General features: G+C 70.3%; 17 protein-coding genes and 1 pseudogene. 11 read left to right on the top strand and 7 right to left on the bottom strand.

Annotated features, from left to right (window positions below; genetic code table 11):
* The 4 genes from VFM98_RS16315 to VFM98_RS16300 all read left to right on the top strand — a co-directional run.
* Positions 1 to 2,130 (top strand): ATP-binding protein (locus VFM98_RS16315; RefSeq protein ID WP_325110953.1); only part of this gene is annotated, 2,130 nt, incomplete at its 5' end.
* A 32-nt stretch (positions 2,131 to 2,162) separates the two neighbouring features.
* A complete protein-coding gene (locus VFM98_RS16310; protein WP_325110952.1) occupies positions 2,163 to 2,636 on the top strand; it encodes an FKBP-type peptidyl-prolyl cis-trans isomerase in 474 nt (157 codons plus the stop codon).
* A gap of 62 nt (positions 2,637 to 2,698) precedes the next feature.
* Entirely contained in the window at positions 2,699 to 3,319 is a 621-nt protein-coding gene (locus VFM98_RS16305) for a glutathione S-transferase family protein (protein ID WP_325110951.1), read from the top strand.
* 3 nt (positions 3,320 to 3,322) lie between these two features.
* The gene (locus VFM98_RS16300; protein WP_325110950.1) at positions 3,323 to 4,099 is read left to right on the top strand and encodes an SDR family oxidoreductase; all 777 of its coding nucleotides are present in this window, start codon (positions 3,323 to 3,325) and stop codon (positions 4,097 to 4,099) included.
* Between the two features lie 143 nt (positions 4,100 to 4,242).
* Here VFM98_RS16300 and VFM98_RS16295 read toward each other — a convergent pair.
* Positions 4,243 to 5,541, bottom strand: a pseudogene (locus tag VFM98_RS16295) (UDP-N-acetylglucosamine 1-carboxyvinyltransferase); the annotation flags it as partial.
* 169 nt (positions 5,542 to 5,710) lie between these two features.
* Here VFM98_RS16295 and VFM98_RS16290 point away from each other — a divergent pair.
* Positions 5,711 to 5,986, top strand: coding sequence for a hypothetical protein (locus VFM98_RS16290; RefSeq protein ID WP_325110949.1), 276 nt, complete (start codon positions 5,711 to 5,713; stop codon positions 5,984 to 5,986).
* A gap of 3 nt (positions 5,987 to 5,989) precedes the next feature.
* On the opposite strand, the gene VFM98_RS16285 is transcribed toward VFM98_RS16290, so the two are convergent.
* The 3 genes from VFM98_RS16285 to VFM98_RS16275 all read right to left on the bottom strand — a co-directional run bounded on the left by VFM98_RS16285 (position 5,990) and on the right by VFM98_RS16275 (position 7,170).
* Entirely contained in the window at positions 5,990 to 6,325 is a 336-nt protein-coding gene (locus VFM98_RS16285) for a hypothetical protein (protein ID WP_325110948.1), read from the bottom strand.
* A gap of 124 nt (positions 6,326 to 6,449) precedes the next feature.
* Positions 6,450 to 6,611, bottom strand: coding sequence for a hypothetical protein (locus tag VFM98_RS16280; protein WP_325110947.1), 162 nt, complete (start codon positions 6,609 to 6,611; stop codon positions 6,450 to 6,452).
* Positions 6,612 to 6,648: 37 nt separating this feature from the next.
* Positions 6,649 to 7,170, bottom strand: coding sequence for a hypothetical protein (locus VFM98_RS16275; protein WP_325110946.1), 522 nt, complete (start codon positions 7,168 to 7,170; stop codon positions 6,649 to 6,651).
* Positions 7,171 to 7,387: 217 nt separating this feature from the next.
* Between VFM98_RS16275 and VFM98_RS16270 the strand changes: the two genes are divergently transcribed.
* From VFM98_RS16270 to VFM98_RS16260, 3 genes are all read left to right on the top strand, one after another.
* The gene (locus VFM98_RS16270; protein ID WP_325110945.1) at positions 7,388 to 7,606 is read left to right on the top strand and encodes a hypothetical protein; all 219 of its coding nucleotides are present in this window, start codon (positions 7,388 to 7,390) and stop codon (positions 7,604 to 7,606) included.
* 134 nt (positions 7,607 to 7,740) lie between these two features.
* The gene (locus tag VFM98_RS16265; RefSeq protein ID WP_325110944.1) at positions 7,741 to 8,094 is read left to right on the top strand and encodes a DUF1428 domain-containing protein; all 354 of its coding nucleotides are present in this window, start codon (positions 7,741 to 7,743) and stop codon (positions 8,092 to 8,094) included.
* Between the two features lie 113 nt (positions 8,095 to 8,207).
* Positions 8,208 to 8,678, top strand: coding sequence for a CreA family protein (locus VFM98_RS16260; protein WP_325110954.1), 471 nt, complete (start codon positions 8,208 to 8,210; stop codon positions 8,676 to 8,678).
* 24 nt (positions 8,679 to 8,702) lie between these two features.
* Here the strand turns inward: VFM98_RS16260 and trhA are convergent, their stop codons facing one another.
* On the bottom strand, positions 8,703 to 9,347 hold the full coding sequence (gene trhA, locus VFM98_RS16255) for a PAQR family membrane homeostasis protein TrhA (RefSeq protein ID WP_325110943.1): 645 nt from the start codon (positions 9,345 to 9,347) through the stop codon (positions 8,703 to 8,705).
* Positions 9,348 to 9,934: 587 nt separating this feature from the next.
* Here trhA and VFM98_RS16250 point away from each other — a divergent pair.
* Positions 9,935 to 10,930 (top strand): PAS domain S-box protein, encoded by a 996-nt coding sequence (locus VFM98_RS16250; RefSeq protein WP_325110942.1) that lies wholly within the window; start codon positions 9,935 to 9,937, stop codon positions 10,928 to 10,930.
* Here the strand turns inward: VFM98_RS16250 and VFM98_RS16245 are convergent.
* Entirely contained in the window at positions 10,845 to 11,312 is a 468-nt protein-coding gene (locus VFM98_RS16245; protein WP_325110941.1) for a hypothetical protein, read from the bottom strand. The genes VFM98_RS16250 and VFM98_RS16245 overlap by 86 nt on opposite strands.
* Before the next feature lie 213 nt (positions 11,313 to 11,525).
* Between VFM98_RS16245 and VFM98_RS16240 the strand changes: the two genes are divergently transcribed.
* Positions 11,526 to 12,293 carry a YecA family protein gene (locus tag VFM98_RS16240; protein WP_325110940.1) on the top strand — a complete coding sequence of 256 codons (768 nt, stop codon included), beginning with the start codon at positions 11,526 to 11,528 and terminating at the stop codon, positions 12,291 to 12,293.
* Positions 12,294 to 12,358: 65 nt separating this feature from the next.
* On the opposite strand, the gene VFM98_RS16235 is transcribed toward VFM98_RS16240, so the two are convergent.
* The gene (locus VFM98_RS16235; RefSeq protein WP_325110939.1) at positions 12,359 to 13,147 is read right to left on the bottom strand and encodes a DUF2182 domain-containing protein; all 789 of its coding nucleotides are present in this window, start codon (positions 13,145 to 13,147) and stop codon (positions 12,359 to 12,361) included.
* Between the two features lie 167 nt (positions 13,148 to 13,314).
* Here VFM98_RS16235 and VFM98_RS16230 point away from each other — a divergent pair.
* Positions 13,315 to 13,738 (top strand): DUF1326 domain-containing protein (locus tag VFM98_RS16230; protein ID WP_325110938.1); only part of this gene is annotated, 424 nt, incomplete at its 3' end.

The raw sequence follows: 13,738 nt of genomic DNA, 5'->3' as shown, positions 1-13,738 counted from the left end.
GCCCTGATCCGCGCCAGCGGCGGCATCCGCTTCCCGGTGTACGAGGGCGCACAGGTCGTGCGCGTGGTCGCCGCGGCGCTGCTGGTGCCGATGGCGAGCGCCACCGTGGCGGCCGGCGCGCTGGCGGGGGCCGAGGGCGCGCCCTTCGGCGCCAGCTGGCGCACGCTCTATTCGGCCTCGGCGCTGGGGCTGCTGATGGTCTGTCCTTTCCTCCTGTGCTGGGTCGATCCGGCCCTGCGCGCCCATGCGCTGGCGAGCGCACGCGGCTGGCGGGCGTCCGTGCTGGTCGCCGAAGTGCTGCTGGCGGCGTGGCTGGTGCACACCAGCCTGTACGAGGCGCTGTTCCTGCTGGCGTTCCCGGTGCTGTTCGCGCTGACCTGGGCCTTCGGCGTGCTGGGCGCCACCACGGGGCTGGCCGCCACGACGCTGGCGCTGCTGGCGGCCACGCTGCAGGGCCGCGGCGGCATCGCGCACATGCTGGCCGGCGAGACGCTGGGGGTGCAGCTGGAGGCAGCGCAGGTGTTCCTCGCCGCGCTGCTGCTGTCCAGCCTGCCGCTGGCGGTGCTGCGCCTGCAGCAGCGCCAGCTCGAGGAGCGGCTGCGCCGCGCCGGCGAGGCCCGCACCGAATTCCTGGCGGCCATGAGCCACGAGATCCGCACGCCCATGACGGGCGTGCTGGGGATGATGGACCTGCTGGCCACCGAACTGCTGGCGCCGCGGCAGCAGCGCTATGTGGACGCGATGCGTTCCTCCGGCCGCCACCTCCTCAGCGTCATCAACGACATCCTCGATTTCACCCGCATCGAGAGCGGCCGGCTCGAGCTCGAGGAGGTGGACTTCCAGTTGCACAACGTGCTCGAGGAGGTTCGCTCCCTGGCCCACCCGCTGGCGGTGGAGCGCGGGCTGGCCCTGAACCTTGAAACCGGGCTTCCGCCCGGGGAAGTGGTGCGTGGCGACCCCCTGCGGCTGCGCCAGGTGCTGCTGAACCTGGTGAGCAACGCGATCAAGTTCACCGACCGCGGCAGCGTCACGCTCGCCGTCGCCCGGGCACCGCAGGCGGACGGCACGCAGCGCTTCGCCTTCGAGGTGCGCGATACCGGCGTGGGCATCCCGGCGGACAAGATCGCGCACCTGTTCACGGCCTTCACGCAGGCGGACCGCTCGATTTCGCGCCGCTACGGCGGCAGCGGCCTCGGGCTGGCGATCAGCAAGCGGCTGGTGGAGGCGATGGGCGGCGACATCGGCGTCACCAGCGTGCCGCAGCAGGGCAGCATCTTCCGCGTCGAAGTGCCGCTGAAGCCGGGCGACGCGCGCCGCTTGCCGGCGGAGAAGCACGCGGCCAGCCAGGCCGTGGCGATGCTGCGCATCCTGGTGGCCGAGGACGTGGAGATCAACCGCGAGCTGCTGCGCACGGCGCTGGAGCGCGCCGGCCACCGGGTCGCGTTCGCCGCCGATGGCGCCGAGGCGGTGGCGGCCGTGCAGCGCCAGCCTTTCGACCTGGTGCTGATGGACGTGCAGATGCCCGTGATGGACGGCGTCGAGGCCACGCGCCGCATCCGCGGCCTGCCGTCGCCCGCGGGCCAGGTGCCCATCATCGGCCTCACCGCCAACGTGATGGCGCGCGAGCGCGAGCTCTATCTCGGCGCCGGCATGGACGACTGCCTGCCCAAGCCGATCGACTGGGACCAGCTGCACGCGGCGCTGGCGCGCATCGCCGGCGCGGCCGTGGATGCGCCCGGGCCCGAGGCAGCGTCCGCGACGGCGCCGGCGGCGTCGCCGCCCCTGCTGGACGAACAGACCCTGGCCGTGCTGCGCCGCATGGCGAGCGAGCAGGAGCTCGCCGAGCTGATGGAAGCGGGCATGGGCGGCTACGAGGAAGCGTGCGCCGCGATCGAGCAGGAGGGCGCGAGCGCCGAGACCATCGCGCGGCAGGCGCACAAGCTCAAGGGCTCGGCCGGCACCCTGGGGCTGGCGGCGATCGGCGCGCTCGCCGTGCGGCTGGAAGCTGCGGCGCTGGAGGGCCGCGCCGAGCGCGAGCTGGTCGTGCAACTGCGTGCCGCCGTGGTCGCCACGCGCGCCGAGCTGGAGCGCCGCGGCCTGCTGCGGCCCGTCCAGGCGCCTAGCCCATAATGCCCGGCACCGCAACCACGAGAGAACGACACATGCGTATCCTGTCCCTCGCCGCCTCCACGCTGGCGCTGGCGGCCCTCGGCGCCTGCGCCCAGACCGGCACCGCGCCGGCCAAGCCGGCGGCCAATGCCAGCGGCGTGCCCAATGCCGCCAGCCTCACCGGCGTGGCCAAGACCACGCTGCCCAGCGGAGTGATCTTCGAATCCGTGCAGGCGGGCAGCGGCCCCTCGCCCAAGGCGACCGATACCGTGAAGGTGCACTACCGCGGCACCCTCACCGACGGCCGCGAGTTCGACAGCTCGTTCAAGCGCGGCCAGCCGGCCTCCTTCCCGCTCAATCGCGTGATCCCGTGCTGGACCGAGGCGGTGCAGCTGATGAAGCCGGGCGGCAAGGCCCGCGTGACCTGCCCGCCGGCCACGGCCTACGGTTCGCGCGGCGCGGGCAGCGCGGTGCCGCCCAATGCCACGCTGATCTTCGACATCGAGCTCATCTCGATCAATTCGTAAGCCCTCCCCGGGGCGGGGCTTCCCGGATGCTGCCTGCGCGCGAAGCCACCACAATCGCGCGCATGCTGACCCTCTACTACGCCCCCGGAACCTGTGCCCTCGCCACCCATCTCGCGCTCGAATACGCCGGCGTTCCCTACGAGGCCGTGCGCCTGAACTTCAAGGAGCAGCAGCAGCGCTCCGCGGAGTACCTGCGCATCAACCCCAAGGGCCGCGTGCCGGCGCTGGTCACGCCGCAGGGCGTGCTGACCGAGACGCCCGCGTTGCTGCAGTACGTGGCGCAGGTGCACCCCGAGGCGAAGCTCGCGCCGCTGGACGATCCGTTCCGGCTGGCGAAGATGAACGAGTTCAACAGCTACATCTGTTCCACGGTGCACGTGGCGCACGCGCACGGCGCCCGCGGCTACCGCTGGACCGACGATCCGCAGGCCATCGAGGCCATGAAGAAGAAGGTGCCGCAGACGATGGCCGAGAGCTTCGAGCTGATCGAGACGCGCATGTTCCAGGGTCCGTGGGTGCTGGGCGAGCACTTCAGCACCAGCGACCTGTATCTCTACACGGTGGCGCGCTGGCTGCAGGGCGACCAGGTCGACGTGCAGCGCTTCCCCAAGATCGCCGACCTGCTGCGCCGCCTGGAGGCGCAGCCGCAGGTGCAGAAGGTGCTCGCCGCGCAGCGGGCCTGAGCGATGTACCAGCCATTCGATCTCACCGGCCGGGGCGTCGTCGTCACCGGCGGCAACGGCGGCATCGGCCTCGGCATGGCGCGGGCGCTGCTCGCGGCCGGGGCCAACGTGGCGATCTGGGGCAGCAACGCGGAGAAGACCGACGTCGCGCACCGCGCGCTGGCCGAGGGGTGCGGCGAGGCAGGGCGCGTGCACGCCTTCGCCTGCGACGTCGGCGACGAGGCGCAGGTGGAGCGCGCCTTCGCCGACTCGGTGGCGGCGCTGGGCCGGGTGGACGCCTGCTTCGCCAACGCCGGTGTGTCCAGCAAGGGCGTGCTGCTCACCGAGATGCCGCTGGAGGAGTTCCGGCGCGTGCAGCGCGTCAACGTGGAAGGCGTGTTCCTCACCTTCCGGGCGGCGGCGCGCCACATGGCGCAGCACGGGCAGGGCGGCTCGCTGGTGGCCACCGCGAGCACGGCGGCCGTGGAAGGCGCGGCGCGCAACGCGCACTACGGCGCCTCCAAGGGTGCGGTGACGGCCATGGTGCGCGCGCTGGCGGTGGAACTCGCGCGGCACCGCATCCGCGTCAATTCGATCCTGCCGGGATGGATCGAAACCGAGATGACGGCGCGCTCGTTCGCCAACCCGAAGTTCGCCGAAGCCGTGCTGCCGCGGGTGCCCGCGCGCCGCTGGGGCAGCATCGACGATTTCGGCGGCATCGCGGTCTACCTGGCCAGCGATGCGTCCGCGTATGCAACCGGCGAGCAGTTCCTGATCGACGGCGGCTACACCAAGTTCTAGCTAGGGCCGGGGTGGGGGCGCTTGCGGGCCCCTCACGACAGCAGCATGGGCAGGTCCTGTGCGCCCTGCAGGAAGAACGCTTCGTCCGCAACACCGGCAGCCGCGGGCAGCGCCGGGCGCGCGGACGCCGGGGCACCCGGCTTTTCCGGCTCCAGCCACTCGACCCGCGCGCCCAGCCGCGTGAGGTTCTCGGCGAACAGGGGATGGGCCCGGCGTACCGGATCCGCGTTGCGGATCACCGAGCGGCCCGGGATGCCGGCCGCCACCATCAGCAGCGCGACGGCCACGCGGATGATGTAGGGGCTCTCGACTTCCGCGGGGCGCAGTTCCTTGCCGCCGAAGGTCACCATGCGGTGCGGGTCCGACAGCATGGCGTGGGCGCCGAACTTCGACAGCTCGGTCGTCCAGCCGAGCGCGCCCTCGTAGACCTTGTTCCAGAACAGCACACTGCCTTCGGCCCGCACGCCGAGCGCCACGAAGATGGGCAGCAGGTCCACCGGCAGGTAGGGCCAGGGCGCCGCCTCGACCTTCTGCAGGATGTTGCGGGTGAAGGGCTCGCGCACCTTCAGCGGCTCGTCCAGCTCGGCGCGCGACCAGCCGTCCTCGTGCACGATGCGCACGCCGAACTTGGCGAAGGTGCGGTCGATCAGCGGGAACTGCTCCGGCTGCGAGTTGCGCACCCGCACGTCGCCCCCCGTGATGGCGCCGAGCGCGAGGAAGGTGACCACCTCGTGGAAGTCCTCGGTGAAGGTGAATTCGCCGCCGCCGAGCCGCTCCACGCCATGGATGGCGAGCCGCGAGGTGCCGATGCCCTCGATGCGCGCGCCCAGCATCTCCATGAAGCGGCAGAACTCCTGCACGTGCGGTTCGCTGGCGGAGTTCACCAGCGTCGACGTGCCGTCGGCCAGCGCGGCGCAGAGGACGAAGTTCTCGGTGGTGGTGACCGAGGCGTAGTCGGTCCAGTGGTCGTTGTGCTGCAGCGGCCGCTGCGCGTGCAGCAGCAGGCCGCGCTCCGCACGCTCGACGCAGGCGCCGAAGCGCTCGAACACCTCCACGTGCGGATCGATCTCGCGCGCCCCGAGCGTGCAGCCCTTCACGTCCGCCTCGATGCGGGCCGCGCCGAAGCGCGCCAGCAGGCCCGGCACCAACAGGATGGAACTGCGCATCTCCTCGGGCAGGTGGTCCCGGGCCGGATCGAATCGGGTGTCGCGGTGATGCAGGTCGAGCACGCCGGAGCGGAAGTCCATCGAGACCGTGCTGCCGAGCCGGCGGAACACGTCGAGGATCTTGCGGACGTCGGTGATGTCGGGCAGGCGGCGCAGCCGCACCCGCTCGCGGGTCAGCAGCGTCGCGCACAGGACGGGCAGGACGGCGTTCTTGTTCGCCGAGGGGACGATCCGGCCCCGCATGGGCGAGCCGCCGTGGACGATGAGATCGGACATGCAGCCATGGTGCGCCTCACCCTCGGCGGGCGCCAGGGAGAGTGTTTTCCGGCCGCGGAAGAAAAATTCCGGACCCGTTGACACGCGTGCACCTGCTTGCAATTTGTTCCCGTGGCGCCCGGCGCTGGCAACGCGCCGCAAGAATGGGCGGTTCGAGCAAGGAGCCGGAATGAACTCGCAGCTGATCGCGAAGCTCAAGGATTTCGACGAGAGCCGTGACAACTTACCCGGAGAGCACTGGCTGACGCTCGCTGCGGGCATCGCGCTCTGGGTCGCCACGCGCAAGCATCCCTCCGGCGCGGTCCGGCTGCTGGCCGGGATCGCCGGCGGGATCCTGGTGGCGCGTGCCGCGTCCGGCTCGGAAATTCCCCAGCGGCTGAAGAAGCTGATTCCCTACGCCGGCTGGGAGCCCGGGACGTCTCCGCTGCCGAAGCGCGTGACCTGAGCCTTACTTGAATTCCTCGCACTTCCTGCCGGTCTCTTCGGACCGGCGCAGCGTGCTGCTCGCGCACGCGGACCGCGCGGCCGTCACGCACGCCTGGGCGGCCGTATCCTGCTCCTGCCGCGTCTGCCTGCGCAGCGCCGGGATGACGAAAGGGCGGAAGGTCCGCGCGCACTCGCCGCTGATGGCCGGGTCGCGATGCTGGCGTGCCAGTTCCGTCACGATTTCCCAGGCCCGGTAGGCCACGTCGAAGGGCGGAACAGGAGAGGCGGAATGGGCCGCCGGGGCGTGCGCGAGGAGCATCGCAACGGCCGCCGAGGCACCGTGGCGCAGGACTTTCATGGGGGATTCGCCGGAAGATGGAACCGGAAGTGTAGGCGTCGCCAAGACGGCGACGCCTGCCCGGACTCTTCCCGGGGAAGCTGCGGGCGGCGCAGCGGCGCGCGGCCGCCGCGCCGCTGCAGGTTCAGCGCTCCTTGCCGCCGCCCGAACGCTCCTCGGGCGACTGCCGCTCGGCGCCTTGCGCGGCCCGCTTCAGGGTGGCCGCCTGCTGCGCGGCCTGGGCGCGTTGCTGCTGCACCGGTTGGCTGCGCTTGCTGTTGTCCGAGTGGCGGGTGCGCTTGCTCATGGTCTGGCTCCTGGATGCGGATGGGAAAGGGCTGCCGTCATCGGCCGTCGCGGTCCGAGTCGCCCGGCACGGCGCGTTCGACGCCGTTGCTGACGCGGTGCCACGCGTCGCGCGAGGCGTGCTTGGCGTGCTCCCACTTGAGGGACGAGCTGCCGCGCGCGGTATCCCAGTCGCGGCCCAGCTCGGGTTCCATCTCGTCGAACGAGCGGTCCGGATAGCGGTTGTACGCGTCGACGCCATAGCGGTACGCCGGCGCGTACTCGTCATAGGAGGTGGAACTGCCCGCGGCGTAGGGACGGCTGGAATAGTTGTCGCGCCAGTAGGCGTCCTCCTTCGCGGGATCGGCCTTCATGCGGCCGGCGACGGCGCCCACCACGGCACCGACGGCAGCGCCCACGGCGGCACCGACCGGGCCCGTCATGCCGCCGGCGGCCGCACCGGCTGCGGCACCGCCCGCCACGCCGCCGACGACGCCGCCGGCGACGGCGCCCTTGCCGGATTCCTTGGCTGCCGGGTGGGCATTGCGGTCGGCGGGCAGGTCACGCTTGTGTTCGTTCATGGAAGCTCCTTCGTAGGGTCATGCGGCCGGCCGGAAGCGCGGCCGCGCTGTGCGTTGCGAAGCCCCTAACGTAGGGCCGCTCGTACCCGCCGCACGCGGGCGCAGGGCCTGCGATGAGATAGCCAGGGGCCGACAAGCGTGTCGGAGCGCGCCGACAACACAGGGATATTGCCGTGCGCCAAGGCGGCGGGCGGAGGTTTGCCGGACAATCGGGCCGATGCAGAACAAGGAAGGGGCGGCCATGCTGGCCGAAGCAGAGATCCACGTGCTCGTCGAAGACGAGGCGGAGCTCACGCCCAAGGAGCTCGCGCAGGAGCGCAAGGCGGCGATCGAGGAACAGAAGCGCAAGGCGTGGCTGGAGCATACGCCGGCCCAGCTGGCCGGCCGCATTCCCGTGTCGGTGTTCGACCTCGGCCGGCACGTCGCGGACGCCTGAGCGGGCAGCCCCGATCAGGTCGAACTTCTTTCGTAGATCGGCCGCAGCCGGGAGCGTTCTGCACCAACTGCACTGGTTGACAGTGCCGGCCAGGCTTCTGCAGCATGGCGGGTCCTCATGACAGGAGACCCGCGATGCCCTATGTCGATGGATTCGTGCTGGCCGTGCCCAACGCCAACAAGGAGGCGTACCGCGCTTCCGCCGCGAAGGCGTGGGTGGTGTTCAAGGAGTTCGGGGCCACCCGCCACGTGGAGTGCTGGGCCGACGACGTGCCGGACGGCCAGCTCACCGATTTCAAGCGCGCCGTGCAGGCCAGGGGCGACGAGTCCGTCGTCTTCTCGTGGATCGAGTACCCGTCGAAGGAAGTCCGCGACGACGTCTACCGGCGGATGAAGGACGATCCGCGCATGAAGGACATGGACATGCCCTTCGACGGCAAGCGCATGATCTACGGCGGCTTCGCGCCGATCTTCGACGAGCGGGCTTGAGCGTTCCTTGGTGGGCGCTCGCGGCGGCGCTGCTTTCCTTTTGCGATGATCGGCTCTTTCCACCCATCACCCTTCAGGAATCCAGCATGCGTTTCGCGGTGTCTTCCCTCGGGATGGCGGCCGGCCTCGGCCTGTCGCTCGTGCTCGTCTCCCTCCCGCCGGCCTTGGCCGAACAGATCGGCGAAGTCGACACCGCGTTCAAGCTGATCGGCCCCAACCACAAGGTCGTCATCGAAGCGTACGACGACCCCGGCGTGACGGGCATCACCTGCTATGTCTCGCGCGCCAAAACGGGCGGGATCTCCGGCGGCCTCGGGCTGGCCGAGGACAAGGCGGAAGCCTCGATCGCCTGCCGGCAGGTCGGGCCGATCGCCTTTCCGCAACCGCTGCCGCTGCGGCAGGAAGTCTTCAACGAGCGCATGTCGATCCTGTTCAAGCGGCTGCGCATCGTGCGGGTCGTCGACGCGAAGCGCAACGCGCTGGTCTACCTCACCTACAGCGACCGGCTGATCGAGGGCAGCCCGATGAACAGCATCACCGCGGTGGCGGTGGACCGGTCGACGGCGATCCCGGTCAAGCGCTGAGGCCCGTGGTACGCGGGCCCGCCCTCAGGCGTTCACGTACCGCAGCAGCGCGACGAAGTGGCAGCCGCTGGCGCCCAGCACCAGCAGGTGCCAGGCCAGGTGGCCGTACGCGATGCGGTCGTCGAAGTGGAAGACGACGGCACCCAGCGTGTACAGCACGCCGCCGGTCACCAGCAGCGCCAGGCCCTGCGGCGGCAGGCTGGTCATCAACGGTTGCAGGATGAACACGCAGAGCCACCCGAGCCCGAGATAGGTGGCCGTCGATGCCAGGGGATGGGTAAGACGGTTGGCGCACTTGGCGACCGTTCCCACCACGGCGATCGTCCAGACCGCCGCCAGGAACCAGTAGCCTTCTTCGGCGAGGCTGCCCAGCACGAAGGGCGTGTAGGAGCCGGCGATGAACAGGAAGATCGCCGCGTGGTCGAGGCGGCGCAGCAGGTCCTTGGTGGCACCGCGCGGCAGCCAGTGGTACGCAGCCGAGACCGAGAACAGCAGGATCATCGAGGCGCAGTACACGCTGGCCGCGATGCCGTACTTCACTCCCGCGTGGAGCGCATTGGCAATCAGCTGCGGGCTGAACGCTGCGGCCAGCACCGCGCCGAGCCCGTGGCTCAGCGCGTTGGCGAACTCCTCGTTCGACGTTGGTCGGCGCGACGCGGCGTAGCCCATGGGAAACTCCTGATTTCCCACCGAGCTTCACCTGCGCGCGCGGCGCTCCTTGTCGGCGTCGACTGTCGTGCTCCGTCGGAGGATGCCGGGCAGATCACCGGCCGATCTTCGTGCCGAGGAGGGCTGCCGGCTCGCTTCAGCCCTGGGTGGCAGCCAGGACCAGCCAGGCCAGTGCATAGGGCGAAAGCACGCTGGCGCACGCGAAGGCGAGTTCCTGCCAACGGAAGCGAGGCTTGGGCAAGGCGGTGGAAGGCCGGCGCCAGTGAAGGGATGGGGCGGGGCCGGAGGCGGCGGGGCGGGCAGCGGAGCGCTGGAGGCGCCTTGCGTCTGGCCCGATCCAGGGGACGGGTTTCAACATGGGGTCTCTCCTGAGAGGATCACGCGCCAGCGCCGGAAGGCGCGTGGCGACAGTGAATATTTTACGGGCCGGCCCTTGGCCTCGCTGGTTGCGGGTCAATGCCGAAAGCTCCTGCATTCATGCACCGGCGTCATGCCAGGTGCGAGCTGTCATGATTCGACTCCCACGAGGGAGAACCCAGAACGACAGGAGACGGGAGTTGCAGGATCCATCAGGTCGAGGCGAGTCCATGTACCGCCAGCTGCGCGACCACATCGCAGAAGGCTTCTGCATCGTCGAAGTGCTGTTCGCGGACGATGGCAGGCCCGTGGACGGCATCCTGCGCGAGGTGAACCGGGCTTACGAGCTGCAGACCGGCCGCACCCAGGCCGCGGGTCGCCGTATCGGCGAACTCGCACCGGAGCTGAAGGATGCCTGGGTCGAGGCCTTCGGGGCCGTTGCCCTCGGCGGGAAAGGTTCGCGCTTCGAGCAGCGCGCCGCGGATCCGGGCAGGTGGTACGAAGTGCATTGCTTCCCGTGGGGCGCACCCGGCGAGCGGCTGGTGGGCGTGCTTTTCAACGACATCTCGCAGCGCAAGCTCGATGCGCTGATGGCGCAGAGCGCCCTCGACTACGCCATCATCATGCTCGACCCGGAGGGAACGGTGCGCAGCTGGAATGCGGCCGCCGAACGCATCAAGGGCTACACGCGCGAGGAAATCCTGGGCCGCTCCTTCCGCGCCTTCTACACGCCGGAAGACGTGGCGGCGCAGAAGCCCGAGCGCGTGCTGGCGCAGGCCGCGGCGAGCGGGCGGCACGAAGAGGAAGGCTGGCGCGTGCGGCGCGACGGCAGCCGCTTCTGGGCCAGCGTGGCGGTCGCGCCGCTGCGCGACCTGGACGGCAGGCTGCAGGGCTTCCTCAAGATCACCCGCGACCGCTCCGAGCGCAGGCGCGCCGACGAGGCGCTGCGCACCGAGATGCAGGAGCGGCTGCGGGCGCAGGAAGAACTGCGGCGCTTGAACGCGCGGCTCGAAAGCGACATCGCCGAACGCACCGGCGATCTCACGCGCGCCAACGCGGAACTGGCGCAGGCGAGGGAGCGCTTGCGCGAGCTGTCGTCGCGCCTGATCCGCATGCAGGAGCAGGAACGCAGCGAGATCGCTACTTGCTCGCCACGCCCGCTGCAGCAGGCGCCGGCGCGGCTGCAGCCGGCTGCGGCGGCGCGATCGTGGTGGTCTTGCCCATGAGCACCGTGATCAATGGCGGATAGTCGTAGGCGGCCCCGGTGCCGACGTCCACCGCAGCGCCGATGACGCCGCCGAAGATGATGTTGCCGAACGCCATCGGCTTGGTGCTCGACTTGACCGAGGCCAGGCCCGGCTCGTGGCTGTCCTTCGTGCAAAGAACCGCCAGGTCCTCATAGCTCCTCTGCACGGTCGTCGAGCCCGGCGTTGTGACGTACCAGGTGCCCTTGTTGTTCGACAGCTTGCAGTTCGCGCCCGCAACCGCTCCGGATTCGCCGCGGGTTTCGACGGACACCGGCTGGTTCTGGCCGTTGACGATCGAGGCGCAGCCCGTGAGATAGAGGCAGGCGCCGATCATTGCGCCGGTGCAGATTCGCTGAAACATGAGAGTCTTGCCCTTGAGTAGTAGGTCTACAGATGTAACGGCCGTGTTTCAAGATGATATTGACGCGGAGCAGCGTTTCCGCACGTTGTCCGCTCCGAGCCACACGGCGCCTCATCAGAAGTGGCGAGGCAGGCTGGGTCCGCCGCCGCATCGCGACGGCTTCGGCGCGGCAACGGATAATCGACTCTGCTTCCGCTCCAGATCGCCCCTCCGTTGACCAGTTCTCCCCACCGCCAGTCCGGCGCCCTCACGCCCGAGGACTTCGACGCCCTCGACGACGAACTCGATTTCCTGCGGGAAACGCACGAGGAAATCCCGCAGTGGGAGTTCTGCGAGGGCTTTCTCGCGGCCCTGGTCTGCATGCGGCGCGAGGTGCCGCCGGAGGAATACTGGCCGGTGCTGCTGGGCGAGGACTTCCGGCCCATGGAGCACATGGAGTTCGTCTGGCGCTGGCGCCGGCGCTGGCAGGAGATCGCCTTGGCGCTCGACCAGCCGGTGGAGGTGCTGGAGGACGAGCGCACCTACCACCCCGAGGCGCTCGACACGCGCGGCGCCATCCTCTCCCTGCCGCCGGAAGAGCGCATGGAGGGCGACCTCGCCGACTTGCCGGCCGACGCGCAGGTGTGGGCCCTGGGCTTCATGTACGTGGTGGAGAGCTGGCCCGAAGACTGGGCTGCGCCGCGTGATGCGGAAGCGGCGGAGATCGTGGAAGGCGCGCTGGAGGACATCGTCGCCCTCACGGAAGGCGATTCCCGCGCGCCGGCCCTCTCGATGTACAGCGAGGACGGCCCGCCCAGCGTGAGCAACGAGCGCCTCGACCGGCTCGCCGCCGCCATCTGGGCGACCTACTCGCTGCGCCAGGTGTGGCGCAGCCTGGGCCCGCGGACCGACCCGGTACGCAAGGCGCCCGAACCGGGCCGCAACGATCCGTGCCCCTGCGGCAGCGGGAAGAAGTACAAGAAGTGCCACGGGGCAGGGTGAGGTCGGCCGCGCGCACGCCGCGCCGCGTCCCACCCGGCGTTGCGACGGCCTGAGCGCGCCGCCTGCTACATCGGCAGCGCCAGCAGCTTCGTCGCGCCGGCGGCGAGCAGCAGCAGGCCCATCATCCGGGCGAGGAGGCGCGCCCGCGGCGCGAGCTTCTCCAGGGCCACTGCCGCTGCCAGCGCCGCGATCCACGGCAGGTTCATGATGCCGCCGACGAACAGCAGCAGCATCAGGGCCCAGCAGCAGCCGACGCACAGCAGCCCATGGCGCGCGCCCATCACGAAGGCGCCACGCGCACCGGAACGCCATTCGGTGAACAGGAAACCCACCGGCGAACGGCAGGTTTGCAGGCAGAGATCCTTCAGCCGCGTGAACTGGTAGGCCCCGGCGGCCAGCAGCAGTGCGCCCGTGAGGACGGCCGACCGGCTGGCGGCCATGGGGTTCGTCCATCCCAGCACCTGCGCGCCCCACTGCAGCGCGGTGGCGAGCAGGCTGAAGGCGCTCCATACGAACAGGTAGGCCGCGACGAATGCGACGGCATGGGAGTGCTTGCCGCTGCGGCGTCCGAGCGCGACGAACGTCAGCACCATGGGCCACGCGGAGGGCAGCATCATCGCGGCCATCATCACCGCCCACATCCCCCACACGGCCAGCGCGACGCCGACGCTCCAGTCGGAAGAGGCCGGCATCATCCACTGCGCCGCGGCCGACTCCATGTCGAGCGCGATCCAGGCCAGGAACGACCAGCCTGCCGCGGCGAGCAGCAGCAAGGCCAGCGTCCACCACGGCTGCCGCACGAGCAACCACGCGTGCCGCGCGTGGGCTGGGGGGACGATGGGCGCCGGCTGCATGGGAAGGCTCCGGCCCGGACCATCGCTTCCGGCGGCGCCGGTGTCAAGAGTTCGCGAGCACGGTGCGGGCTGTCGAGCAGCAGCTGCGGTGTCTTGCGTTCCGCTTCCCGCCGGAGCTATCCTGCGCGTTCCGTGGCGACGCCGCGGATCTGCGTCAGGAGGACCCGATGGCCAGCTGGCAAATCTCCGGGCAGTACATGGAAACGTGCAACTGCGAGTTGCTCTGTCCGTGCATCAGTTCCAACCTCACCGCCCGCCCCACCGACGGCAAGTGCTACGCCGCGGTGGCCCTGCACATCGACAAGGGCGCGAAGGACGGCGTGGCGCTCGATGGTCTCTCGTTCGTGATCGTGCTCAATGCGCCCGGCCCGATGGCCCAGGGCAACATGGCGATCGGCCTGATCGTCGACGATTCGGCATCGGAGGCGCAGACCGCTGCCCTGGTGGAGATCGCCAGCGGCAAGGCCGGCGGGCCGGCGGCCGGGCTCGCGCCGCTGGTCGGCACTTTCGCCGGGGTCGAAAAGAGCCCCATCGAATTCACGCGCGACGGATTCAAGTTCTCCGTCAAGGCGGGCGACTTCCTCGACCAGG

Origin of the sequence: Ramlibacter sp., from assembly GCF_035706265.1 — a bacterium.
In the GTDB taxonomy this organism is placed as follows: Bacteria; Pseudomonadota; Gammaproteobacteria; order Burkholderiales; family Burkholderiaceae_C; genus Ramlibacter.
Note: the sequence above shows the minus strand (reverse complement) of the source record. Positions and strands in the feature narration are given on the sequence as shown.